Annotated in this window: 23 protein-coding genes and 1 pseudogene; 10 read left to right on the top strand and 14 right to left on the bottom strand. The window is 73.8% G+C overall.

Features of this window, described 5'->3' with window-relative positions:
* Positions 1-31: 31 nt before the first annotated feature.
* Both FHN55_RS11125 and FHN55_RS11120 read right to left on the bottom strand, forming a co-directional pair.
* The gene (locus FHN55_RS11125; protein ID WP_139712389.1) at positions 32-778 is read right to left on the bottom strand and encodes a GNAT family N-acetyltransferase; all 747 of its coding nucleotides are present in this window, start codon (positions 776-778) and stop codon (positions 32-34) included.
* Between the two features lie 188 nt (positions 779-966).
* Positions 967-1350, bottom strand: a complete 384-nt coding sequence (locus FHN55_RS11120; RefSeq protein ID WP_139712388.1) for a hypothetical protein — start codon at positions 1348-1350, stop codon at positions 967-969.
* A 220-nt stretch (positions 1351-1570) separates the two neighbouring features.
* Between FHN55_RS11120 and FHN55_RS11115 the strand changes: the two genes are divergently transcribed.
* The 6 genes from FHN55_RS11115 (at position 1571) to FHN55_RS11090 (ending at position 8696) form a co-directional block, all read left to right on the top strand.
* Positions 1571-2581, top strand: coding sequence for a LacI family DNA-binding transcriptional regulator (locus tag FHN55_RS11115; RefSeq protein WP_139712387.1), 1011 nt, complete (start codon positions 1571-1573; stop codon positions 2579-2581).
* Positions 2582-2908: 327 nt separating this feature from the next.
* Complete coding sequence (locus tag FHN55_RS11110; RefSeq protein WP_139712386.1) at positions 2909-3736, top strand: sugar phosphate isomerase/epimerase; 828 nt, start codon at positions 2909-2911, stop codon at positions 3734-3736.
* A gap of 60 nt (positions 3737-3796) precedes the next feature.
* On the top strand, positions 3797-4981 hold the full coding sequence (locus FHN55_RS11105) for a substrate-binding domain-containing protein (protein WP_139712385.1): 1185 nt from the start codon (positions 3797-3799) through the stop codon (positions 4979-4981).
* Between the two features lie 48 nt (positions 4982-5029).
* Entirely contained in the window at positions 5030-6211 is a 1182-nt protein-coding gene (locus FHN55_RS11100) for a Gfo/Idh/MocA family protein (RefSeq protein WP_139712384.1), read from the top strand.
* Entirely contained in the window at positions 6208-7728 is a 1521-nt protein-coding gene (locus FHN55_RS11095) for a sugar ABC transporter ATP-binding protein (RefSeq protein ID WP_218974574.1), read from the top strand. The genes FHN55_RS11100 and FHN55_RS11095 overlap by 4 nt, the downstream gene beginning before the upstream one ends.
* The gene (locus FHN55_RS11090) at positions 7725-8696 is read left to right on the top strand and encodes an ABC transporter permease (protein WP_139712383.1); all 972 of its coding nucleotides are present in this window, start codon (positions 7725-7727) and stop codon (positions 8694-8696) included. The genes FHN55_RS11095 and FHN55_RS11090 overlap by 4 nt, the downstream gene beginning before the upstream one ends.
* Before the next feature lie 22 nt (positions 8697-8718).
* Here the strand turns inward: FHN55_RS11090 and FHN55_RS11085 are convergent, their stop codons facing one another.
* The 4 genes from FHN55_RS11085 to FHN55_RS11070 all read right to left on the bottom strand — a co-directional run bounded on the left by FHN55_RS11085 (position 8719) and on the right by FHN55_RS11070 (position 12657).
* Positions 8719-9735, bottom strand: coding sequence for a LuxR C-terminal-related transcriptional regulator (locus FHN55_RS11085; RefSeq protein ID WP_139712382.1), 1017 nt, complete (start codon positions 9733-9735; stop codon positions 8719-8721).
* A 138-nt stretch (positions 9736-9873) separates the two neighbouring features.
* Positions 9874-11049 carry a zinc-dependent alcohol dehydrogenase gene (locus FHN55_RS11080; RefSeq protein ID WP_139712381.1) on the bottom strand — a complete coding sequence of 392 codons (1176 nt, stop codon included), beginning with the start codon at positions 11047-11049 and terminating at the stop codon, positions 9874-9876.
* Complete coding sequence (locus FHN55_RS11075; protein WP_139712380.1) at positions 11046-11393, bottom strand: hypothetical protein; 348 nt, start codon at positions 11391-11393, stop codon at positions 11046-11048. Before FHN55_RS11075 ends, FHN55_RS11080 begins: the two co-directional genes overlap by 4 nt.
* A gap of 115 nt (positions 11394-11508) precedes the next feature.
* Entirely contained in the window at positions 11509-12657 is a 1149-nt protein-coding gene (locus FHN55_RS11070) for a glutathione-independent formaldehyde dehydrogenase (RefSeq protein WP_139712379.1), read from the bottom strand.
* Between the two features lie 179 nt (positions 12658-12836).
* Between FHN55_RS11070 and FHN55_RS24130 the strand changes: the two are divergent.
* Positions 12837-13528, top strand: a pseudogene (locus FHN55_RS24130) (DUF1345 domain-containing protein).
* A 73-nt stretch (positions 13529-13601) separates the two neighbouring features.
* Here the strand turns inward: FHN55_RS24130 and FHN55_RS11060 are convergent.
* The 5 genes from FHN55_RS11060 to FHN55_RS11040 form a co-directional block, all read right to left on the bottom strand.
* A complete protein-coding gene (locus tag FHN55_RS11060) occupies positions 13602-14768 on the bottom strand; it encodes a Gfo/Idh/MocA family protein (protein ID WP_139712378.1) in 1167 nt (388 codons plus the stop codon).
* Positions 14765-15577, bottom strand: coding sequence for a sugar phosphate isomerase/epimerase (locus FHN55_RS11055; protein ID WP_139712377.1), 813 nt, complete (start codon positions 15575-15577; stop codon positions 14765-14767). The genes FHN55_RS11060 and FHN55_RS11055 overlap by 4 nt, the downstream gene beginning before the upstream one ends.
* Before the next feature lie 153 nt (positions 15578-15730).
* Positions 15731-16789: an FAD-dependent oxidoreductase gene (locus FHN55_RS11050; protein ID WP_218974572.1), complete on the bottom strand. Its 1059-nt coding sequence runs from the start codon at positions 16787-16789 to the stop codon at positions 15731-15733.
* A gap of 85 nt (positions 16790-16874) precedes the next feature.
* The gene (locus tag FHN55_RS11045) at positions 16875-17672 is read right to left on the bottom strand and encodes an SDR family oxidoreductase (RefSeq protein WP_139712376.1); all 798 of its coding nucleotides are present in this window, start codon (positions 17670-17672) and stop codon (positions 16875-16877) included.
* On the bottom strand, positions 17672-18034 hold the full coding sequence (locus tag FHN55_RS11040; protein WP_139712375.1) for a nuclear transport factor 2 family protein: 363 nt from the start codon (positions 18032-18034) through the stop codon (positions 17672-17674). The genes FHN55_RS11045 and FHN55_RS11040 overlap by 1 nt, the downstream gene beginning before the upstream one ends.
* Before the next feature lie 78 nt (positions 18035-18112).
* Between FHN55_RS11040 and FHN55_RS11035 the strand changes: the two genes are divergently transcribed.
* Complete coding sequence (locus FHN55_RS11035) at positions 18113-18907, top strand: MerR family transcriptional regulator (protein ID WP_139712374.1); 795 nt, start codon at positions 18113-18115, stop codon at positions 18905-18907.
* A 131-nt stretch (positions 18908-19038) separates the two neighbouring features.
* Here FHN55_RS11035 and glnA read toward each other — a convergent pair whose 3' ends face one another.
* Complete coding sequence (glnA, locus tag FHN55_RS11030) at positions 19039-20463, bottom strand: type I glutamate--ammonia ligase (RefSeq protein WP_139712373.1); 1425 nt, start codon at positions 20461-20463, stop codon at positions 19039-19041.
* Positions 20464-20619: 156 nt separating this feature from the next.
* Here glnA and FHN55_RS11025 point away from each other — a divergent pair, with 156 nt between their 5' ends.
* Both FHN55_RS11025 and FHN55_RS11020 read left to right on the top strand, forming a co-directional pair.
* On the top strand, positions 20620-21045 hold the full coding sequence (locus tag FHN55_RS11025) for an RDD family protein (RefSeq protein WP_139712372.1): 426 nt from the start codon (positions 20620-20622) through the stop codon (positions 21043-21045).
* A 10-nt stretch (positions 21046-21055) separates the two neighbouring features.
* Positions 21056-21613, top strand: a complete 558-nt coding sequence (locus FHN55_RS11020) for an NUDIX hydrolase (RefSeq protein ID WP_139712371.1) — start codon at positions 21056-21058, stop codon at positions 21611-21613.
* Here FHN55_RS11020 and FHN55_RS11015 read toward each other — a convergent pair.
* The gene (locus FHN55_RS11015) at positions 21610-22236 is read right to left on the bottom strand and encodes an HAD-IA family hydrolase (protein ID WP_373995728.1); all 627 of its coding nucleotides are present in this window, start codon (positions 22234-22236) and stop codon (positions 21610-21612) included. The genes FHN55_RS11020 and FHN55_RS11015 overlap by 4 nt on opposite strands.
* Positions 22233-22985 carry a DUF4191 domain-containing protein gene (locus tag FHN55_RS11010; protein WP_139712369.1) on the bottom strand — a complete coding sequence of 251 codons (753 nt, stop codon included), beginning with the start codon at positions 22983-22985 and terminating at the stop codon, positions 22233-22235. The genes FHN55_RS11015 and FHN55_RS11010 overlap by 4 nt, the downstream gene beginning before the upstream one ends.
* Positions 22986-23139: the final 154 nt, after the last annotated feature.

The raw sequence follows: 23139 nt of genomic DNA, 5'->3' as shown, positions 1-23139 counted from the left end.
CCACCGGTTTCCCGCGCGCCGGCGGCGGCGCTCAGAGGTCCAGGTGGAACCTGGTCTCGAAGCCGCCTCGCGGGCTCGGACGCGTCGTGGACGCCGCCCACCCGCACGCCGCGAAGAAGCCCTCCGCGCCCGTGCCCCACGGCACGCGCGCCTCGACGCGGTCGAGCCCGGCGTCCGCCGCGCGCGCCGCGAGGGCGGCGAGGAGCTGCCGCCCGACGCCCGTGCGGCGCAGCGCCGGGTCGACCACCAGGGCGTCGAGCTCCGCCACCGGTGGCACCCGGACAGCACCGGCCTCGAGCCGCCGGGCGCCTGCCGCGGCTCCGCCGCGGGTCGGCAGCAGCGTCACCGCCTGCGCCAGCGGACCACCGCGCAGCCTGGCCCAGGACGCCAGGGCGCCGGGCGCCCGCAGCGGCGCGCTCGACAGGGCGCTGGCGATCCGGGGGCCGTGCTGGTGCAGCAGGTGCTCGCGGTGGGCCCGGCGGTCCAGCACCGCGAGCAGCACACCACTGGTGCGACGGCCGTCGGCGCCGCGCCCCGCGTCGTCGTCGACCTGCTCCGCCACGAGGGCCACGGCGTGCGGGGAGGTGAGCTGGGCCAGCTGCCAGCGGCGCAGGAAGCCCGCGCCGAGGGCAGCGGGCACGTCGAGCGCGCTGGACGGGGGAGCGGCGGCCTGGAGCGCGGCGGTGAGCGGCAGGTCGGCCTCGGTCAGGCGCCGGACGACGAGCACGCGGCCGGTGGCGGTGGAACGGCGGGTGGGGGTGGTGGAGCTGGTGGTCATGGAACACCTCGGGGGTCGGGACGGGTCAGGTCGGGTCAACGGCTGCTCGCGGCGGAGGGCGGAGCAGCGCACGGGACCTGGGCTCGATCACCGCGGTGCGTGGTCGGGGAAGGTGGAGCGGGGGCGCCACCGCCACCTGGGTCGGAGCGGTGGGCGCGGGAGGCGCAGGACGACGGCGGTGACCGGGCTCAGTCGGGGGCGGTCAGCGGTGAGCGCGCGAGGACCGGCTCCACCGCCCGCGCCCGGTCCCGGTCCACGGGCGTCGGCGACGTGCGCACCCGCGCGTCCTCGCCGGTCACGGCTTCCTGCTGGTCCTCGGCGGCCTCTGCGCTCGCGGTGGTCGCGGGTGCCTCCCCGGACCCCTGCTCGGACGGCGACGCGGACGGCGACTCGGACGGCGACGCGGACGGCGACGCGGTCGGGGACGCCGCGGCGGGGGCGGCCGTCACCGTCGCGGTGGGCCCCGCTGCTTCGCTTTTGCCGGGCACCAGGACCGTCGCGAGGAGGGTCAGCAGCACCGCCAGGGCGGCGACCACCGGAGCTCGTCGCGGTGCCGTGGGACGTTCGGGCACCCCGGCACGCTACTCAGCGCTCCCCGTGATCGCGGGCCGTCGCCGGTCACCCGGTGGCCCGGCTGGGCCGGTGCGGGGAGCCGGTGGTGGCGCGTGAGCGTCCGGTGACGCTGAGCGCTGCACCCGTCCTGTGCGAGGGCTCGCGCCGGGCCGGTGCACCCCGGGTGCGGGTCAGCACTACCGTCGGCCCTCCGCCCTCGCGTCCCCCGGAGGACCTGCCGTGCCAGAGACCAGGCCGCCGTCGCTGAAGGACGTCGCACGCGCGGCCGGCGTCTCCTACCAGACGGTCTCCCGCGTCATCAACGACGGCCCCAGGGTGTCCTCCGACACGCGCCGACGGGTGCTGGAGGTCATCGCGGAGCTGGGGTACCGCCGCAACGACGCGGCGAGGGCGTTGAAGACCAGCCGCTCGCGCACGATCGGCGTCATCGCGGACGCCTCCCCGCGGTACGGGCCTGTCAGCACCCTGACCGCCGTGGAGTCGGCGGCTCGCAGCGCGGGCTACACCGCCCTGGTGGCGACCATGGACCGGCCTGACCCCGAGCTGGTCGCCGACACCTTCCGGGACTTCGCCGAGCGGGGCGTGGAGGGCGTCGTCGTCATCGCACCCCGGGTGCCCATGGCCCAGGTGGCGCAGGAGGTGCCGGCCGACCTCCCCGTGGTCATGCTCGCGCCGGGCCGGGCGAGCCAGCCGGGGCTCACCGTCTTCTTCGAGGACCAGCAGCTCGGGGCGCGCCTGGCCGTCCGCCACCTGGTGGAGGCCGGGCACGTGGACGTCGCGCACGTGGCGGGCAGCCAGGAGTGGCTCGACGGCCAGGTGCGGCTGGCGGGCTGGCGCGCCGAGCTCGAGGCGCACCGCCTCACCCCGGGGCGGGTGTGGTTCGGGGACTGGTCGGGGGAGAGCGGGTACGAGATCGGTCGTCAGATGCTGTCCACCGGGCTGCCCAGCGCCGTCTTCGTCGCCTCCGACCTCATGGCGCTCGGTCTCCTGCGGGCGGTGCACGAGGCCGGGGTGTCCGTGCCTCGGGACCTGTCGGTGGTGGGGTTCGACGACAACGAGTTCGCGCCGCAGGTCTTCCCCCCGCTGACCACGGTGAGGCAGTCGTTCTCGACCGTGGGGCGGCGGTGCATGGAGATCCTCCTGTCGCTCATGGAGGGGGAGCCCGTCGACACGCGCCCGGTGGCTCCGGCGCTGGTGGTGCGCAGCTCGACGGCGGCGCCGCGCGCCTAGGCGCACGGGGCCACGGCGACGGCCTCAGGCGAACGTTCGCCTCTCGCTTGACTCTCGGTAGGGCGAACGTTCACACTCATGGCACGCCGCGGCGTCCCCCCTCCCCCCTGGGGGGACGCCCTGGTGGCGGTGCTCCAGGAACGGGCTCGACCGTCACCTCCTGATCGATCGAAGGAGATCGACGTGCTGCTCCAGCCCGCGCCCGCCGCGCACCGCGCCGGCTGACCTCGAGCCCCGATCCCACCCGCTCCGCGGTCCGACGCAGGTCGACCGCGCCCACGCCCCTGCCCACACCCCTGCCCACACCCCTGCCCTGACGGAGGAGCCATGCGGCTCGGTCACCACACGATCACCTGGGGCGGTGTCGTCGGACACCCCTCCGGCGTCACCAGCGCCAAGGACCTCCACTACCTGTCGAACGGCTCGGTCCTGGACGCCGTGCGCGACATCGGCGCCGCGGGGTACGCGGGCGTCGAGGTCTTCGACGGCAACCTCGCTGCCCTCGCCGACCGGCCCGAGCCGTTCCTGCGGGCGATGGAGACGGCGGGCGTGGAGCTGGTCAGCGTCTACACCGGCGCGAACTTCATCTACGCCGACGTGCTGCCCGACGAGATGGCCAAGGTGCGCGCCGCCTGCGAGCTGGCGGCGCGCTTCGGCGCCGGGCGCCTCGTGGTCGGCGGTGGTGCCCGCCGCGCCGCCGGCGTCCAGGAGGAGGACCACGACCGGCTCGCCGCCGCGCTGGACCGGGTCACCGACCTCGCCGCCGACCACGGCCTCGACGCCAGCTACCACCCGCACCTGGGCACCATCGTCGAGTCCCCCGACGAGCTCGACCGGCTCATGGAGCGCACCCGCATCGGCTTCTGCCCCGACACCGCGCACCTGGCCGCCGGCGGCGGTGACCCGGCCGAGCTCATCCGGCGCTACCCGGAGCGGCTCCAGCACGTGCACCTCAAGGACGTCGACCTGGCCACGCAGACCTTCCTGCCGCTCGGTCTCGGCGACCTCGACCTCCGCGACATCGTCCGCGCGATCCGCGAGGCGGAGTACGACAGCTGGCTCGTCGTCGAGCTCGACTCGACCCCCGGCGACCCCCTCGACGCCGCGCGCACCAGCTACGAGCACCTCGTCGAGCTGCTCGACCTCCCCGCCTGAACCAGCACCACCCCGCCGTCCACCCGCCCACCCAGTCAGCACTCGACGAGGAGTCCGACCATGCCCACCGGCCTGCCCTCCCGCACGCCCCTCCACCTCCGGTTGCTGGCGGCGCCAGCCGCCGCCCTCTGCCTGGTGCTGTCCGGCTGCACCGCCGCCACCAGCTCGGCCGCCCAGGAGGTGGACCCCGCGGTCAGCCAGGAGATCGACGCCGCCCTGCAGGAGATCACCGGCCAGGTGCTCAGCAAGGGCCCGAACGGCGAGGACCCCTCTCCGGTGGAGGCCGCCACGGTCACCGACGCCCAGGCCGCCGAGGTCGCCGCGATGGGTCTGACCGCGGCGATCGTCATGCACTACGGCGGCAACGACTGGGCCAACGCCCAGATCGCCGGCCTCAACGCCGAGTTCGAGCGCCTGGGGATCCGGGTCATCGCCACCACGGACGCGAACTTCGACCCGGCCAAGCAGGTCTCCGACATCGAGACCGTCCTCGCGCAGGACCCGGACATCATCGTGTCGATCCCCACGGACCCGGTGGCGACGGCCGGTGCGTACCGCAAGGCGGCGGAGCAGGGCGTGCGCCTCGTCTTCATGGACAACGTCCCGGACGGCTTCACCGCCGGGCAGGACTACGTCTCCATGGTCTCGGCCGACAACTACGGCAACGGCGTCACCTCCGCCTACCTGTTCGCCCGCTCCCTCGGCGGCAAGGGGAAGATCGGCGTGATCCACCACGAGGCCGACTTCTTCGTCACCCAGCAGCGCTACGAGGGCTTCACGACGACGATCGAGGACGAGTTCCCCGACATCGAGGTCGTGCAGGAGCAGGGGATCGCCGGCCCCGACTTCGCCGGTGACGCGCAGGGCGTCGCCAACGCCATGCTCACCAAGAACGCCGACCTCGACGGCATCTGGGCCGTGTGGGACGTCCCCGCCGAGGGCGTCATGGCCGCCGCCCGAGAGACGGGCCGCACCGACATCAAGATCGCCACCGAGGACCTCGGCACCAACGTCGCCATCGCTCTGGCCAAGGGGGAGATGGTCGTCGGCCTGGGGGCGCAGCTGCCCTACAGCCAGGGCGTCGCCGAGGTGGACCTCGCGGCGCTCAGCGCCCTCGGCGAGCAGGTGCCGCCGTACGTGGCGCTGAGCTCCCTGCCCGTCGACCACGAGAACGTCCTCGACGCCTGGAAGCAGGTCTACAGCGCCGACCCGCCCGCCGCCGTCACGGACGCCTTCGAGGGCTGACGGCCCCCCGACCACCCGACCCAGCACCAGCACCACCGGAGGACCACCGTGAGAGACCTCAACATCGCCCTCATCGGCGGCGGCTTCATGGGCAAGGCGCACTCGCTCGCCTACGCCGCCATGCCCATGTACTTCTGGCCCGCCCCGGCCCGCCCCGTGCGCAAGGTCATCGTCGACGTCAGCGAGGACCTCGCCCGCACCGCCGCGGACCGCTACGGGTGGGAGCGCCACGCGACCTCCTGGCAGGACGTCGTCGCGGACCCCTCCGTCGACGTCGTCGACATCGCCACGCCCAACCACCTGCACGCCGACATCGCGATCGCCGCCGCCGAGGCCGGCAAGCACGTCATCTGCGAGAAGCCCCTGGCCCCCACCGCCGCAGACGCGCAGCGGATGCTCGAGGCGGTGCAGAAGGCCGGCGTGGTCCACGCCGTCGCCTTCAACTACCGCCGCACCCCCGCCGTCGCGCTGGCGAAGAAGTACGTCGAGGAGGGGGCGATCGGGGAGGTCCTCAACTTCCGGGGGACCTACCTGCAGGACTGGAGCGCCGACCTCGACTCCCCGCTGAGCTGGCGCTTCCAGAAGGCGATCGCCGGGTCCGGCGCCGTGGGGGACATCGGCTCGCACGTGGTCGACCTCGCGCGCTACCTGGTGGGGGAGGTCGACGAGGTCAGCTCGCTGGTGTCGCGGTTCATCCACGACCGGCCGCTGCAGAGCAGCGGCTTCGACTCCCTCGGCGCCTCGCGCGGCTCGGACGGGCCCCGCGGCGCCGTCGACGTCGACGACGAGTCGATCACCATGCTGCGGTTCTGCGACGGGGCCGTCGGGTCCATCGAGGCCACGCGGAACGCCTGGGGGCGCAACAACTACATCACCTTCGAGATCCACGGCACCGAGGGCACGATCTTCTTCAACTACGAACGCCGCGACGAGCTGCAGGTCGCGTTCAAGGCCGACCCCGCCGACCGCCGCGGCTTCCGCACCGTCTACACCGGTCCGGGCACCCCGTACGGGGAGTCGCTGTGGCCCATCCCGGCGCTCGGGATCGGCTACTCCGAGACGAAGATCATCGAGGCGTACGAGATCTTCAAGGCCATCGCCGAGGGCGGCTCGGTGCGTCCCGACTTCGCCGACGGCTACCAGACCGCGCTGGTCGACGAGGCGATCCTCGCCTCGGGGCGGACCGGGGCGTGGACGGCGGTCGACCAGGTCGAGCGAGAGGGCCGGTGAGCGAGCCCGACGGGCGGGTGCCCGCCGTCCGCATGCGGGGCGTGGTCAAGGACTTCGGCCCGGTGAAGGTGCTGAGGTCCGTCGACCTCGACGTCCACGCGGGGGAGGTGCACGCCCTCGCCGGGGAGAACGGCGCGGGCAAGTCCACGCTCATGAAGGTGCTCCAGGGGGTGCACCCCATCACCGCGGGGACCATCGAGGTCGGCGGCGAGCCGGTGACCATCCGCTCCACCGCCGACGCCGAGCGGGCCGGCATCGGCATGGTCTTCCAGGAGTTCAGCCTGGTCCCGTCCATGAGCGTCGCGCAGAACATCTCCCTGGGCAGGGAGCGGCGAGGCCGGCTGGGCCTCGTGGACGACCGGGCCGCCGAGGCGGAGGCGCGCCGGATCTTCGCCGACCTCGGCGTGGACCTCGACCCGCGCCGGGAGGTCGGCCGACTGAGCACGGCGTACTGGCAGCTCGTGGAGATCGCCAAGGCCCTGGCCAAGGACGCGCGGGTGCTCGTCATGGACGAGCCCACCGCGAGCCTGGCCAAGCACGAGCTGGAGAACCTCTTCGGGCTCGTCGAGCGGCTGACGGCGCGCGGCATCGCCGTCGTCTACATCTCCCACCGGATGGACGAGATCCGGCGCATCGCCGACCGCATCACCGTCCTGCGGGACGGCAGCGTCTCCCTCAGCGACCGCGTCGACGTCCTCACCCCGGCCGACATCGTCGAGGCGATCATCGGGCGCCGGCTCGCCGGCGACCTCGTCTACCGGGAGCGCCCGCGAGACCCGGACGCCCCCGTGCTGCTCGAGGCCACCGGCATCGCCAGCGCCGACGTGCTCGAGTCCGTGAGCGTCACGGTGCGGGCGGGCGAGGTCGTCGGGCTGGCGGGCCTCATGGGCAGCGGGCGCACCGAGTTCGCCCGCGTGGTCAGCGGCATCGACGCCCCGACCGGCGGTGAGCTCTGCCTCGCCGGCGAGCCGGTCGCCTTCAGGAGCTCCGCCGCGGCCCAGCGGGCGGGGGTCGCACTCGTCCCCGAGGACCGGCGCGAGCAGGGCCTGGTGCTGGAGCACTCGGTCTCCGACAACCTCGTGCTGCCCGTGCTCGACAGGGTCTCCGCAGGGCCCTTCGTCAGCCCCGCCCGGACGCGGGAGCTGACCGAGCAGCTCGTCGGGCGGTACTCCATCAAGGCGGCGGACCCCTTCGCACCGGTGAAGCTCCTCTCCGGGGGCAACCAGCAGAAGGTCGTCGTCGCCAAGTGGATGAGCACCGAGCCGCGGGTCCTCGTCATGGACGAGCCCACCGCCGGCGTCGACATCGGCACCAAGACCGAGATCCTCGAGCTCGTCCGCGACTTCGCCACCCGCGGCGGCGGCGTCGTCTTCATCTCCTCCGAGCTGCCCGAGCTCCTGGCCGTGGCCGACCGGATCGTGGTCCTGCGCGGGGGCCGGACCCACCGGGTGCTCGAGCGCCACGAGGTGCGCAGCGAAGAGCAGCTCCAGCTCATCATCCAGGGAGAAGCAGCATGAGCACCGCCGCGGCGACGACGCCGACCAGCCCCCTCACCAGGGTCACCGCGCGCCTGGACTGGCGCAGCAACATCATCTACCTCGCGTTCGTGCTCGTCTTCGTGCTCTTCGCGACGACGCTGGGCGACAGCGGGTTCCTGTCCGGCGGCAACCTCGTCAACATCGTCCGCCAGACGGCCACCATCTCGGTCATGGCGGTCGCGATGACCTTCGTCATCGCGAACGCGGAGATCGACCTGAGCGTCGGTTCCGTGGCGGGTCTGTCGTCGGTCGTCACCGCGATGACCATCACCAGCCACGGGCTGGTGCCGGGAGTCCTGGCGGGCCTCGCGGCCGGCGCCGTCATCGGCGCCGTCAACGGCGGCCTGGTCGCGCTGCTGAGGATCCCGTCGTTCCTCGTGACCCTCGGCATGCTGGGGCTGGCCGCCGGCCTGGCCCAGTGGATCACCGGCTCCGCGCCGCAGCCCATCACCGACGACACCTACGTCCTGGTCTTCGGCGGCGGGAACTTCGGCCCCGTCCCCGGCCTGCTCGTCTGGACGGCGCTGGCCGTGGCGGTCGGCTGGGTGGTCATGAACCGAACCCGGTACGGCCGGCAGGTGCTCGCCACCGGCGGCAACCCCACCGCGGCCGCCTACACCGGCATCCGCACCGCGCGCATCAAGTTCCTCGTGCTGCTCACCTCCGGCGTGGTCGCCTCGCTGGCGGGCATGCTCTACGCCGGCCGCCTGGCGTCCGGGAGGTTCCAGTGGGGCCAGGGCGACGAGCTCACCGTCATCGCGGCGGTCATCCTCGGAGGCACCAGCCTGTTCGGCGGCCGGGGAGCGATCATCGGGACGCTGTTCGGCTCGCTCTTCATGGGCCTGGTCAACAACGGCCTGATCCTGGCCGGGCTCGACGTCGCCCAGCAGCAGGTGGTCCGCGGGGCCATCATCATCGCCGCGGTGGCCCTCTCGCGGAAGGCGTAGCCCGAACGGCCCGCTCGCCCGGTCACCGCGCGAGCGGGCCGCCGCACGTCATCGGCACGTACAGGCCCTCCCGGTCCGCCCTCACGGCGGCCAGGGTGCGCGTCGGCGCCTCGAGCTTGGTCAGGACGTGCTCGAGGTGGGCGGCGACGGTCCGCAGTGCCAGCACCAGCGTCCGGGCGATCTCTGCGTTGGAGCACCCCTCCACCAGCAGTCCGAGGACCTCCAGCTCCCTGGGGGTGAGCCCGCGGCAGTCGTCGGCCGCTGACAGCACCACGGCGCCGAGGACGGGGCTGGCCTGGTCCTGGCGCCCGGCGAGGACGGTCGCCCTGGCGTGCCCGTCCGGCGCGTGACGACTTCCGCGCGGCCACAGGAAGGTCGAGAAGGGACGGCCCGCCTCCAAGGAGGACCGGGCGACCGCCGTCAGCGGTGACCCCGGGGCCAGGAGGTCGTCGCCGTCCAGGCCCGGCAGCTCGCCGTGGTGACCCCGTCGGTACAGCACGGCTCCGGCGGTGGCGCCGTCGAGCAGGTCGGCCGCTGCTGCGACGTGGCGCAGCGGGTCGACGCCCCGGGCGACCCACGGCACGAGCTGCTGGAGGGCGCGGCGGGTGGCGGCCGCGGGTGGCCGGCGCGAGCTGGACAGGAGGGCCAGGAAGCCGACGTGGCGGTCCTGCCGGTCGACCAGCGCCACGGCCAGCGCCTCGTGGAAGTCCCCGGGGACGAGGCACTCCGCCCACGTCGACAGCTCCGAGGCCGAGCAGGGCAGGTCCGACGGGCTCAGCGGGGGCCTGGAAGGGTCGGTCCGGGTGAGCTCGATGTCGCGGGCCATCCTCGGCCCGCTGAGGTAGGCGACGGTGCTGCGGTCGAGGTGCGTGCTCGCCAGGGACGCGTAACCGCCGCGGACGGGGTCCACGCCCGCGAGCCACGCGGCGTCGCACGGCACGTGGCGCACCACCACGTCGAGCACGGTCTGCGCCCTCTGCCGCAGCGTCCCGGTGGTGGCTGCAGCCTCCGTCAGTTCCAGGGTTGCCGTCTCGAGCACGAGGCTCCTCCGGGCAGCGGGGCTGCAGCGCCGGACCTCCGCCCGTCCTGGACCGGCCGGCGCCTCCCACGACGTTCCTACCGCTGCGGTGGGCGTCCTGCCAGTCCGCAGGACGCCCACCGCCGGCTCACCGGTGACTCACCCGTCGAGGCGGAAGACCGACCGCACGCAGCCGTCCTCCTTCTCCTTGAACATCCGGTACCCCTTCGGGCCCTCCTCCAGGGGCATCACGTGGGTGGCCAGGTGCTCGGTCTTCACCTCGTCCCTGCTCATGTGCTCGAGGATCGCGGGGATGTAGCGGTGACCGTGCTGCTGCGCGCCGCGCAGGGTCAGGGCCTTGTCCATCACCGCACCCAGCGGGAAGGAGTCGACGAACCCGCCGAACACGCCGAGGGTGAACACCGTCCCGCCCTTGCGGCAGGCGTAGATCGCCTCGCGCACCGCTCCGGGCCTGTCGGTCTGCAGCCGCAGCTGCTGCTTCACCTGGTCGACCAGGTGCACCACGCCCTTCGCGTGCGCCTCCATGCCCACCGCCTCGATGCAGACGTCGGGCCCGCGCCCGCCGGTCATCTCGCGCAGCGCCGCCGGCACGTCGACCTGGGAGTAGTCCAGGGTCTCCGCGCCGACGTGCGTGCGCGCCTGCTCGAGCCGGTTGGTGAACCTGTCGACGACGACGACCCGCTCGGCCCCCATGAGCATCGCCGCTCGCGCCGCCATCTGCCCCACGCCACCGGCACCCCAGACCGCGACGGTGTCCCCGGCCTTCACGCCGGCCTGGTCCGCCCCGGTCCAGCCGGTCGGTGCGGCGTCGGAGGCGAAGAGCGCCCGCTCGTCGGAGACGCCGTCGGGGATGACGAAGGTGCCCTGGTCGGCGTAGGGCACCCGGATGTAGCGGGCGTGGCTGCCGGCGTAGCCGCCCATCGCGTGCGAATAGCCGTAGCAGCCTCCGATCGCCTGCCCCCACAGCGCCTCGGTGATGCCCGGGTTCGGGTTGCCGTTGTCGCACAGCGAGAACAGCCCCTGCTGGCAGTACCAGCAGCGCCCGCAGCTGGTGAACGAGACCACCACCACGCGCTCACCGACCCGGCGGTCGCGGACCCCGGGCCCGACCTCGACGACCGTGCCCATGAACTCGTGCCCCAGCACGTCACCGGAGCGCATCGCCGGGATGTACCCGCCCAGCAGGTGCAGGTCCGAGCCGCAGGTGGCGGACAGGGTCACCTCGATGATGGCGTCGTGGTCGTTGAGGATGGTCGGCTCGGCGACGTCCTCGACCGCCACGTCGTTGACGCCCCGCCACGTGAGCGCCTTCACCGCACACCCCCTCGCGGTGCCGCCGTCGTCCACCTCTCGATGAGCGACCCCCCGGGCGTGCTCTTGCGCTGCCCGTGGGGGGTGGGGTCGACCGCGAGCACCTCACCCACCTCCAGCAGCTGCTTGGACTCCCGCAGCGCCTGGCGCAGGTCCGCCTCGGCGTCCTTCCCACCGAGGCGGTCCAGGCGGCTGCCGCGCGACGCGCCCTGCAGGCGCGCCGCGAGCTCCGTGCCCCTGTCCTGGCTCGCCGGCTGGATGCGGACCTCGATCCGGTCGCCGAGCTCGGCCAGCGGTGCGGGGAGCCGGTCGGTGTCCACCCCGCCCGGCGGGCGGAGCACCGTCACGGCCATCCACCCGGACAGCCCTCGGGACCGTCCGCCTCCGCCGCCGTTCGGCCGCTGGACGGCGGACCGCGCCGACCGCACGGAGTGCAGGACGCTGCTGACCCGCCCCGCCACGTCAGGCCCCCGCCGGCTTGAGGACGACCTTGGTCCAGCCGTCGTCGCGGGCGTCGAAGTGCTGGTACGCCTCGGGAGCGCGGTCCAGCGGCAGCTCGTGGCTGACGATGAACGACGGCGACGCCTTGCCCGCGGCGATGAGGTCGCGCAGCTGGCGGTTGTACTTCTTGACCGGCGCCTGGCCGCTGCCGATGTGCTGGCCCCGGAACCAGAAGCTGCCGTAGTCGAACGCGATCTGCCCCTTCTTGGCCAGCTCGTCCTTCGCGCCCGGGTCCTGCGGGACGAAGACGCCGATCGATCCGATCTTGCCGGTGAACCGCACCGACGCGACCAGCTTGTTCATGGTGTCGTTCGGGTGCTCCTCGCCGGAGGGGTCGTGCGCCTGGTAGCCCACGCACTCGCAGCCGTTGTCGGCGCCCAGCCCCATCGTCTGGTCCAGGACCGCCTGCACCGGGTCGACCTTCGAGTCGTCGATGGCGATGGCACCGATCGACTCGGCCAGCCGCAGCCGGTCCGGGTGCCGGTCGACCACCATCACCTTGCTGGCGCCGCGGACGGTGGCGGACAGCGCCGCCATGAGCCCGACCGGACCGGCGCCGTAGATGACCGTCTGGTCACCGGGGGAGACGCCGGCCAGCTCGGTGGCGTGGTACCCGGTCGGCCAGATGTCGGCGAGCATCACGTAGTCGGTGGCCTTCTCGTCGGCGTCCTCCCCGAGCCGCAGGCAGTTGAAGTCGCCCCAGGGCACGCGCAGCAGCTCGGCCTGGCCCCCGGCCCAGGGGCCCATGTCGGCGAAGCCGTAGGCGGCCCCGGCCATGCTCGGCTCCGGCTGCGCCGTGAGGCAGTAGTTGGTCAGGCCGTGCTCGCAGTTCTTGCAGTGGCCGCAGGCGACGTTGAAGGGCAGCACCACGCGGTCGCCGACCCGCACCTTGTCGACGCCGGCGCCGACCTCGACCACCTCGCCCATGTTCTCGTGGCCGAACCACCGGCCGGTCTCGAAGTCCGTGCGCCCCTCGTACATGTGCAGGTCGGAGCCGCAGATGTTGGTCGTCGTGATGCGCACCAGCACGTCCGTCGGCCGCTCGATGCGGGCGTCGGGCACCTCCTTGACGCTCACCTGGCGCGGGCCCTCGTAGACGACTGCCTTCATGCTCGTCTCCTCTCCAGCCGCAGCGACGTCACCGCTTCGGCGTCGCGCTGCTCCCAGCGAACGCCCGCGGCAGCGGCTGGCGCATCGGCAGGACTGCCGATGTCCCGAGCAGCCCCGCCGCGCTTCGATGGGGGCGTCGAGCTCCAGCACGGTGGCGGCCCTTCGGGTGAGGAGCTGACGTGCGAGCAGTGGACGGCACCGCAGCCGGGGACGACGTCGGGGACGACGAGGCCGGCCAGCGGAAGGCGCTCCTGTCGTGGCGCCGCCTGCTGACCTGCCTCGGGCTGGGCGTGCTCGTGGGCGCGGCGAGCGCGCTCGTCGGCGAGCCCGGCCTCGCCTTCCTCCTGGGGTGGAGCGTCGCCGCCGCGGCGCTCCCGCTGGTGGCGTGGCGGGCCAGCTGGCCGCGCGACGCGCGGGGCACCAAGCGGCTGGCCGAGGAGGAGGGACGGACGCGGTCCACCGACGCGGCCGTCCTGTGGGCGACGGTGGTCAGCCTCGGCGCCGTCGTCGAGGGCCTCCTGCGATCGAGCTCGCGGGACGCCGCGGGGGTCGCCACCGTGGTCCTCAGCGTGCTGGTGGTGGTCTTGTCCTGGGGGCTGGTGAACACCGTGTTCGCCTTCAAGTACGCGCGCTGGTACTACTCCGGCGGCGACGGGGGATCGACTTCAGCCAGGAGCAGGCGCCGGCCTACAGCGACTTCGCCTACGTCGCCTTCGCCGTGGGGATGGGCTACTCGGTGCCGGACGTGCGGATCACCGACCCCTCCATCCGGAAGGCGGCGCTGGGCCACGGCCTGCTCTCGTACCTGTTCGGGACCGTCGTCGTCGCCGTGGCCGTCAGCCTCGTCGCCGGCCTCGGTCAGCAGGGGTGAGCCGCGCCGCCGGCTCCTGGACCCCCCAGCGGCCCAGGTGCCGACGGCGCGGAGCTCGTGCGGCGCTCGCTCGTCAGGCGACGGGCGCCGGGACCTCCACGGTGGCGGCGAAGGGGTCGAAGTCCTCCGGGAGCGAGGGGACGGCGTCGACCGTGGACCCCACCTCGACGAAGCGACCGGTCTGCGCGGACTCCAGCGAGGCGAGCATGACGTCCAGCACGTGCAGGCCCACCTCGCCGGTGGCCACGTGCACCCCGCCGGAGCGGATCGCGCGGGCCATCGTCAGGACCCCGAGCCCGCGACCGGCTTCCGGCTCGGCCTCGTGGACGGTCTCCCAGACCTGCTCGGGCCGGCCACCACCGGTGAAGTCGGCCGGGGCGAAGGGCCGGGCCACGCGCACGGCGTGACCGCCGCCGAAGGTGTTCGGGTCGGGCAGCACCATCGTCCCCTCGGTGCCGGTGACCTCGAAGACGCCCTGCCGCAGCAGCGGGGTGTCGAAGCTCAGCAGCGACTGGGCCTGGCCGCCCTGCTCGAACGACGCCAGCACCGACAGGTGCGTCGGCACCTCCACGGGGAACTGCCGTCCGGCATCGGGTCCCACCTGGAGGCGACGGGTCTCCTGCGCCCGCGTGCCCATCGCCGCCACCTGCGCCACCGGGCCGAGGAGGTGGACCAGGGCGGTCACGTAGTACGGGCCCATGTCGAACAGCGGTCCGGCGCCGTGCGCGAACAGGAAGGACGCGTTGGGGTGGAAGACGTCCGGACCCTGGTACTGCATCGTGGTCGTCGCCGTGAGCGGCGTGCCGATGACGCCGGCCTCGATGGCGCGCTTGGCCGCCTGCCACCCCGTGCCGAGCACCGTGTCCGGGGCCACGCCGAGCAGCAGCCCGGACTCGCGGGCCAGCGCCACCAGGCCCTCGGCGGACTCGCGGGTCAGCCCGACGGGCTTCTCGGTCCACACGTGCTTGCCCGCGCGCAGCACCGCGGTGGAGACCTCCACGTGCGTGGCGGGCAGCGTGAGGTTGAGGACGATCTCGACGTCGTCGTCGGCCAGCAGCTCCGCCGCGGTGCCCGAGCGGGGCACGCCGAACGCCGCGGCCTGCGCCGCGGCCCGGGCTGTGTCGATGTCGGAGACGAACAGCACTTCGACGTCGGGGAAGCGCGTCAGGTGGGTGAGGTACTGCTGGGAGATCATCCCGGCGCCGATGAGGCCGACGCCGACGCGTCCGGTGCGGCTCATGCGGAGACCCCCTGGAGGGTCTGGGCCAGCCAGGCGCGGCTCGCGGCGATGCCCTCGAAGAGGTCGCCCTCGTAGTGGTCGAACTCGATGACGGCGAACCGCGCGGCGCTCGCGGCCCGCAGGGCGGCGTCGAGCGGCACGTCGCCCTGGCCGGCGGGCACCTGGTCGCGGGGGAGGTCGGCGGTGGAGATGCCCTCCCGCATCGGCCCGTCCTTGGCGTGGACGGCGACGACGCGCCTCCCGAGGCGGCCCAGCAGCGCGGTGGCGTCGACGCCGGCGGCGGTGGCCCAGTAGAGGTCCACCTCCAGCAGCACGCGCGGGTCGAGCAGGTCGGCGAACACCTCCAGGGCGGGCCGGCCGTCGATCTGCGCCCGCAGCTCGTGGTCGTGGTTGTGGTAGCCCACCCGCAGGCCCAGCGCCTCGGCGGCCTCGGCGGCGCTGTTGAGGCGCGCTGCCATGGCGGCCACCGACTCACGGGTCTGCCACCGGTCGGCGGTGGTGAACGGGTCGATGACCACCTCCACGCCGAGGGTCTTCGCGGCCTGCAGGGTCTCCTCGAGGGACGGGAGCTTCCCGACGGTCCCGTCCGGGCTGGTGATCTCCTCGCTGAGGAGGAAGGCGTGACCGGTGCGGGCGTACAGGCCGTGGGCGTCGAACGCAGCCTTGAGCTCGGCGGGGCGGCGCACGAAGTCGAAGGCCTCCACGGTGTCGAGGCCGAGCCCGGCCAGGCGGGCGGCGGTGCCCTCCAGGTCGGCGTCGAGGGCGTCCTTCACGGTGTACAGCTGCACGGAGATGGCGGGCGTGCTCACGGGGCTCCTTCCGTCGGCGGGCTGCACCCGTCGACGACGACGGACCCCGCGGACCAGTTACCAGACGGTAGGGTTTTGGGTCTGCGGCGTCAAGGTCGTCTGCTGGTGGCAGCCGTCGCTCGCTGGCCGAGCCCACGAGGCCCTCGCCGCGGGTCAGGCGGCTGCGAGCAGCCGGCTGACCCCGACCACGGCGGCGCGCCCGGCGCGGTTGGCGCCGACGGTGGACTGCGACGGGCCGAAACCGACCAGGTGCACCCGCGGCTCCCGAGCGACCTGGGTCCCGGCCATCCGCATCCCGCCGCCCGGGTCCCGCAGTCCCATCGGCTCCAGGTGTCCCAGGGAGGGCTTGAAGCCGGTCGCCCACAGCACGGCGTCCAGGGGCGTCAGCGTGCCGTCCGCCTCGACGACCCCCTCGGGGCGCACCTCGCTGAACATCGGGCGCCGCTGCAGTGCGCCGCGGTCGCGGGCGGCGACGGCGTACGGGGTCCAGAACAGGCCGGTATAGGACACCACGCTGCCGGTGGGGCGTCCGGCCTCGACGTCCGCGGTGACCCGGGCGATGATCTCCCGGCCCTCCACCTGGGGGTCGAAGCCACCATCGCGGAAGACCGGCTCCCGCCGGGTGTACCAGTGCGTGGTCGCCACCCGAGAGACCTCCTCCAGCAGCTGCACGGCGGTGATGCCGCCACCGACCACCGCCACCCGCTGGCCGGCGAACTCCTCCGCGCTCCCGTACTCACGGGCGTGCAGCTGCCTGCCGGCGAAGGTGGCCCGCCCCGGGTAGGTGGGCAGGACCGGGTTGTTCCAGGTGCCGGTGGCGTTGATGACGGCGCGGGCGCTCCAGCCGCCGGCGGTGGTCCGCACGAGGAGGCGGCCGGCGGGGTCCTCGTCGACGGCCTCCACCGAGGTCACGGTGACCGGGCGCCGGACGGCCAGTCCCGTGAGCCGCTCGTACTCGGCGAAGTACCGCGGGACCGCCACGCGGCTCGGCTCGGCCGGGTCGGGCGGGTCCTGGGGGAGGCCGGGCAGGTCGAAGATGCCGTTGACGGTGGCCATGAGCAGGGAGGGCCACCGGTGGCGCCACGCGCCGCCGGGTCCGTCCTCGGCGTCCAGGACGACGAAGGAGCGCCCTCGCCGCTGCAGGTGGTGGGCTGCGGACAGACCCGCCTGCCCCGCACCGATCACCACCACGTCCACGTCCCGCTGGTCCACCCAGGGCCTCCTCCTGCCTCTGAGCGCAACCGGCGGGCACCGCCCGGCCCTTCCCGGGCCGGGCGGTGCGGGTGGTCGCCGTCACTCAGACGGTCGGCACCGTGCCGCCGTCGATGACGTACTCGGCGCCGACGACGGCCGTCGCGCGGTCGGAGACGAGGAAGCCGACCAGGTCGGCGACCTCCTGCGTTGTGGCGAACCGGCCCAGCGGCACCCCTCCGAGGGAGTCGAGGATGCTCTGCTCGGCCTCGGCGCGGGTGAGGCCGCTGCCCGCCGCGATCCGGTCAGCGAACACCTGGTAGCCCTCCGTCTGGATGCCGCCCGGGCTGACCGCGTTGACCCGCACGCCGTGCGGGGCGAGCTCGTTGGCCAGGCCCTTGCTGTACGTGCGCAGCGCGGCCTTGGCGGCGGCGTACGCCAGGGTCGCCTCGTGCAGCGGCAGCTGGCGCTGGATGGACGTCACGTGCACCACCACGCCCCGTCCCGACGCGACCACCGCCGGCAGGAGGGCGCGGTCGAGCCGCACCGCGCCGAGGAGGTTGAGGCCCAGCTCGGCGAGCCACTGCTCGTCGGAGACGGCCGCGTACCCGCCGGGCGGCGTCGTCGACCCGCCGACGACGTGGACGAGCACGTCGAGGGGGCCTGCGACCTCGGCGAGCCGCGAGGCCACGGCGTCCGTCCCCTCGAGCGTGGAGGTGTCCGCGCCGATGAAGCGGTCGGGGTGCTGGTACCCCTCGGGCACCGTCCGGGCGGTGACCCAGACGTCGGCCCCCATCTCCCGCAGCCTGTCGGCCACGGCCCTCCCGGTGCCCCTGGTCCCGCCCGTCACCAGCGCCCGGCGACCGTCGAGGCGGTCGCGGTCCACGGGCTGCCGCTCGGCCATCAGGCGAGGTGGTTCGCGATGACGAGCTCGCTGACGCGGGCGTCGCGCACCGAGAAGCGGTAGTCGAGCTCGGCGACGCCTCCGGGGAAGCCGCCCTCCAGGCGCAGCACCACCACCCAGTGCTCGTCGTCCACTCGATGGGCCCCGACCTGCTCGGTCCTGTAGTCGAACTCGGCGCCGGCGTCGCGCACGAAGGCGTGGACCTCCTGCAGCCCGCGGAAGGACTCGCCCTGGTCGACGACGACGACGTCGTCGGCCAGGAACGCCGCGGCCGCGTCGGCGTCGTGCACGGTGCTGGCGGAGAGGAAGCCGCTGACGGCGGCGGGGAGCTGGTCGGCCCTGGGGTCGCTGGTGTGCGTCATGGACCGACCGTGCGGCCTCGCGGCGCGGGAGGGTCAAGCGCTGGACCCTCTCCCCGGGAGAGGGTCCAGGCTGGCCGGGTGCTGACCATCGGGGAGTTCTCGCGGATGACGCAGCTGAGCGTGAGGACGCTGCGCCGCTACCACGAGGCGGGCCTGCTGGACCCTGCCGTGGTCGACGGGACCACCGGGTACCGCTACTACGCGGTCGAGCAGATCCCCACCGCGCAGGTCATCCACCGGCTGCGCGAGCTCGACGTCCCCCTGGGCGAGGTGCAGCGGATCGTGCAGACCCCGGACCCCGGCGTGCGCGCGTCCCTGGTCGCCGACCACCTGCAGCGCCTGGAGGACCAGCTCGACCGCACCCGGGCCGCGGTGGTGTCGCTGCGGCGCCTGCTGCAGCCCGACCCGGCCCCGATCTCCGTGCAGCTGCGGGCCGAGCCCGCTCGCACCGTCGCTGCGGTGGAGGCCGTGGTCGGCCACGGTGACGTCGGCGCCTGGTACGCCGGGGCACTGGCCGAGCTGGAGGCGGCCGTCGGCGGCGCGGCCACCGGTCCGCCCGGGGGGAGCTACGACGGCGCCCTGTTCGAGCAGGGGCGGGGACGGGTGCTGCTCTACCTGCCCACGGACGCCCCGCCGCGCACGGGGCGGGTGCACGCCGTGACCCTCCCCGCCGCCGAGCTGGCGGTGACCACGCACGCCGGGGAGCACGACGGCGTCGAGGTCACCTACGGGGAGCTCGGCGCCTGGGTGGTGCGGAACGCGATGGCGGTGGCCGGGCCGGTGCGGGAGGTCTACCTGGTGGGCCCGCGCGAGGCGAGCGACCCGGCCGCGTGGCGCACGGAGATCGGGTGGCCGGTCTTCCGCGTGGGCTGAGGGGCCGGCGCCCGGGACGGCCGAGGCCCACCGGTGAGGACGCGGCGAGCCCGCACCGCCTTCCCCGTCGAGGGCGGGCGGTGCGGGCTCGAACCCGCGGTCAGGACACCGCGGTCACGCGCTCGCGCAGATCAGATGTCGTAGTACATCTCGAACTCGTGCGGGTGCGGGCGGAAGCGGATCGGGTCGATCTCGTTCTTCCGCTTGTACTCGATCCAGGTCTCGATGAGGTCCTCGGTGAAGACCCCCGAGTCGGTCAGGTACGTGTGGTCCTCCTCGAGCGCGTCGAGGACGGCGCCGAGCGAGCCCGGCACCTGCGCGATGGCGTCGTGCTCCTCGGGCGGCAGCTCGTACAGGTCCTTGTCCACCGGGTCCGGCGGCTCGATCCGGTTCTGGATGCCGTTGATGCCGGCGAGCAGCATCGCGGAGAACGCCAGGTACGGGTTGCACGACGGGTCCGGCACGCGGAACTCGATGCGCTTGGCCTTGGGGTTGGAGCCCGTGATCGGGATGCGCACGCAGGCGGAGCGGTTGCGCGCCGAGTAGACGAGGTTCACGGGGGCCTCGTAGCCCGGGACCAGGCGGTGGTAGCTGTTCACCGTCGGGTTGGTGAAGGCGAGCAGCGACGGCGCGTGGTGGAGCAGGCCGCCGATGTACCAGCGGGCGGTGTCGGACAGGCCGCCGTAGCCGGACTCGTCGTAGAAGAGCGGCGAGCCGTCCTTCCACAGCGACTGGTGGACGTGCATGCCCGAGCCGTTGTCACCGAAGAGCGGCTTGGGCATGAAGGTGACGGTCTTGCCCGCCTGCCAGGCCACGTTCTTGATGATGTACTTGAACAGCATGATCTTGTCGGCCGACTTGGCGAGCGTGTCGAACCGGTAGTTGATCTCGGTCTGGCCGGCGGTGCCCACCTCGTGGTGGGCGCGCTCCACGCCGAGGCCCTGCGCGTCGAGCGCCAGGCTCATCTGGTCGCGCAGGTCGGAGTAGTGGTCCGTCGGGGGCACCGGGAAGTAGCCGCCCTTGTAGGGCGTCTTGTACCCGCGGTTGCCGCCCTCCTCCACGCGACCGGTGTTCCACGCGGCCTCGATGGAGTCGATGTGGTAGTAGGCCTCCTGCTGGGAGGTCTTGAAGCGCACGTCGTCGAAGATGTAGAACTCGGCCTCCGGCGCGAAGAACGCCGTGTCGGCGATGCCCGTGCTCTTGAGGTAGGCCTCGGCCTTCGCCGCGATCTGGCGCGGGTCGCGGCTGTACGGCTCGCCCGTGATGGGGTCGACGATGTGCATGTTGATGTTCAGCGTCTTCTCGACGCGGAACGGGTCGACGTAGGCGGTGTCGAGGTCCGGCACCAGCTTCATGTCCGACTCGTTGATGGCCTGGAAGCCGCGGATCGAGGATCCGTCGAACATCTGGCCCTCGGTGAAGAAGTCCTCGTCGACCGTGGCGGCGGGCACGTTGAAGTGCTGCATCACGCCGGGCAGGTCGCAGAAACGGACGTCGACGAACTTGACGTCGTTGTCGGTGATGTACCTGGTGACCTCGTTCGCGTCCTTGAACATCCACCCTCCTCGGGGGGTCGCGCTGGCACAGCTGGTGCGTCTGCCGTCGTCGCACGCTAGGGAGCACGCGTCTCCGGCTTGTGACGCCGGCATTTCGGGCAGGTTACGGGGGAGCCGCCCGGCGCCGATCACCGGGACCGCCCGTAGCCTGGGCCCGTGACGGCACCCGCGGACGCCTGGCCCGGTCAGGGCCTCGGGCTGCCCCCGGCCGGTCCCGGCTCCCTGGCCACCCCCGGCCGGCGCGTCGCCGCGATCGTCGTGGACTGGCTGGCCTGCTCGCTGGTCTCCTACGCCTTCTTCGACTACCACCCCGGCGCCACCCTGCTGCTCTTCGTGGTCGAGCAGGTGGTCCTGGTGGCCACGCTGGGGGGCAGCTTCGGGCACGCCCTGCTGGGCCTGCGGGTCCACCGGCTCGTCACGACGACGACGCCCCCGCCGCCGCTCGCCGCCCTGCTGCGCGCCGTGCTCGTCGCGCTGGTGCTGCCCGCCTTCCTGCCGGGCGGTGACGGCCGCCAGCTGCACGACAAGCTCGCCGGCACGGTGCTGCTGCGCGGCAGCGGCCGGCCGGCAGGTCGCCGCTAGCGTCGTCGTCGTGGAGCAGGTCGAGACCCGCGTCGTCTACGCCAACCCCTGGATCAGCGTCCGGGAGGACCTGGTGCGCCGCGAGGACGGGACCACGGGGGTCTACGGCGTGGTCGACAAGCCCGACTTCTGCATCGTGCTGCCCCGCACCACGCCCGCTGACGGGCCCGGGCACGGCTGGTGGCTGGTGCAGCAGTACCGCTACCCCGTGCGCGCCCGCCGCTGGGAGTTCCCGCAGGGCACCTGGCCCTCCGGCGCCACCGGGTCCCTGGAGGACCTCGCCCGCGCCGAGCTGGCCGAGGAGACGGGCCTGCGCGCGCAGCGGCTCACACCGCTCGGCAGCTTCGACCTCGCCGCGGGCATGGCCTCCCAGCGCGGCCACGCGTGGCTCGCCGAGGACCTCACCGCGGGGGAGCAGCGGCTCGAGGAGACCGAGGCCGACCTCGTCACCCGGTGGGTGTCGCGCGAGGAGCTCGACGCGATGGTCGGCGACGGCAGGGTGGTCGACGCGGTGACCCTCGCCGCGCTCACGCTGCTCGCGGCCCACGAGGGCCGCCGCACGCCCTAGCCCAGCGAGGCGAGGAAGACGCGCAGGTCGTCGGCGCCGGTGAACAGGTGCGCCACCATGCCGGCGGCCCGCGCCCCCTCCACGTGCTTGGGGGAGTCGTCGACGAAGGCGCACGCGGAGGTCGGCAGGCCCAGGTCGTCCGCGACGTGCTGGTACACCGCCGGGTCGGGCTTGGCGACGCCGATCCGCCAGGTCGCGTAGACGCCGTCCACCTCGTCCTCCACGCCGAGGCGGGCGAGGTCCGCGTCGAGCCTGTCGGTGGCGTTGCTCAGCAGCACCACGCGGCGCGTGCGGCGCTGCTCGCGGATGAGCTCGAGCACGCCGCGGTCGACCTCACCCGCGGAGGCCGACCAGCTGGCGACGACGTCGCGCGCGGCGTCCAGGCCCACCCCGTGGGCATGCGCGATGCGCTCGGCCGTGCCCTCGCGCCACTGCTCGTCCGTGGTCCGCCCCGTGACGACCGCGCGCAGCGCCGGCCTGTCGAAGGCAGCGCGGTACAGCGACCCCCGGGGGACGCCGGCGCGCGCCTCGGCGCCGGCCCACTCCGCGGGGTCCCAGCGCCGCAGCACGCCGTCGACGTCGACGACGAGCGCGCGGACGCGCTGCCCCGACGCGGTGCTCAGCGGCCCCTCACCGCGCGCCGGTCGGGCCGGGCGCGGAACGGGTCGATGCCCTTGGGGATGGGCGGGCGGACCCCACCGAGCGCCTTCAGGCGCTTGGTGACCTCGGCGACCTCCTGCTTGGTGAGCTTGCGCTCCAGGCGCTGCACCTTCTTCGGCAGCTTGGGCAGCGGGGTCTGGCCCTCGCCGCGCCCGCACTGGAGGGTGTGCAGCGGCACGTCGCGCAGGACGCGGGCCGTGCGGCGCTTCTCGTCCTCGAGGAGGCGGTTCACGCGGGGCGCGGGACCGTCGGAGACGAGGATGACGCCGGGGCGGCCGACCACGCGGAAGACCACGTCTCGGGTGCGCGGGTCGATGGCGACCGGCTCCTCCTCCACCAGCCAGCCGCGGCGCAGCGTGCGCAGAGCGGCACCGGCAGCGCCGGGCTGGCCCTCCAGACTCTTGTACGCGGCCGACTCGGCGCGGCGCGCCAGCACGAACAGCGCGGCGAGCACGGCGAAGAGCACGCCGATGATGCCGAAGTAGATCGGGTGGCCCGTGAGGAGGCCGATGACCTCGAAGACCGCGAACGGGATGACGAGGGCGCCGATCATCCACCACTTGACGGACGGGTCGACGCGGGCGGTCATCCGGTAGACCTCGCGCATCTGCGCGATGCGCCCGGGGCCGGTGCGCGGCTTGCGGCGGAACAGCCCTCGACGACGCCCCTCCGCCGGGGCGGGGGAGGGGGCGGGGTCAGCGCGGCGGGCCATGCGGAGATTCTAGGCGCGCCCACGGGCGTCGCCCGGGCCGCCGTGCGGCGACCAGGCGACGCCCGTCCGGGCGGTCAGCCGGGGCGGTCGGTCAGCTGAACCGGGCGAGCACGGCGGCGGCCTCCTGGCGAGCGGGGCCGGCCGCCGAGGCAGC

Source organism: Streptomyces sp. NP160, assembly GCF_006335115.1.
Classification (GTDB): domain Bacteria; phylum Actinomycetota; class Actinomycetes; order Actinomycetales; family Quadrisphaeraceae; genus Quadrisphaera.
Note: the sequence above shows the minus strand (reverse complement) of the source record. Positions and strands in the feature narration are given on the sequence as shown.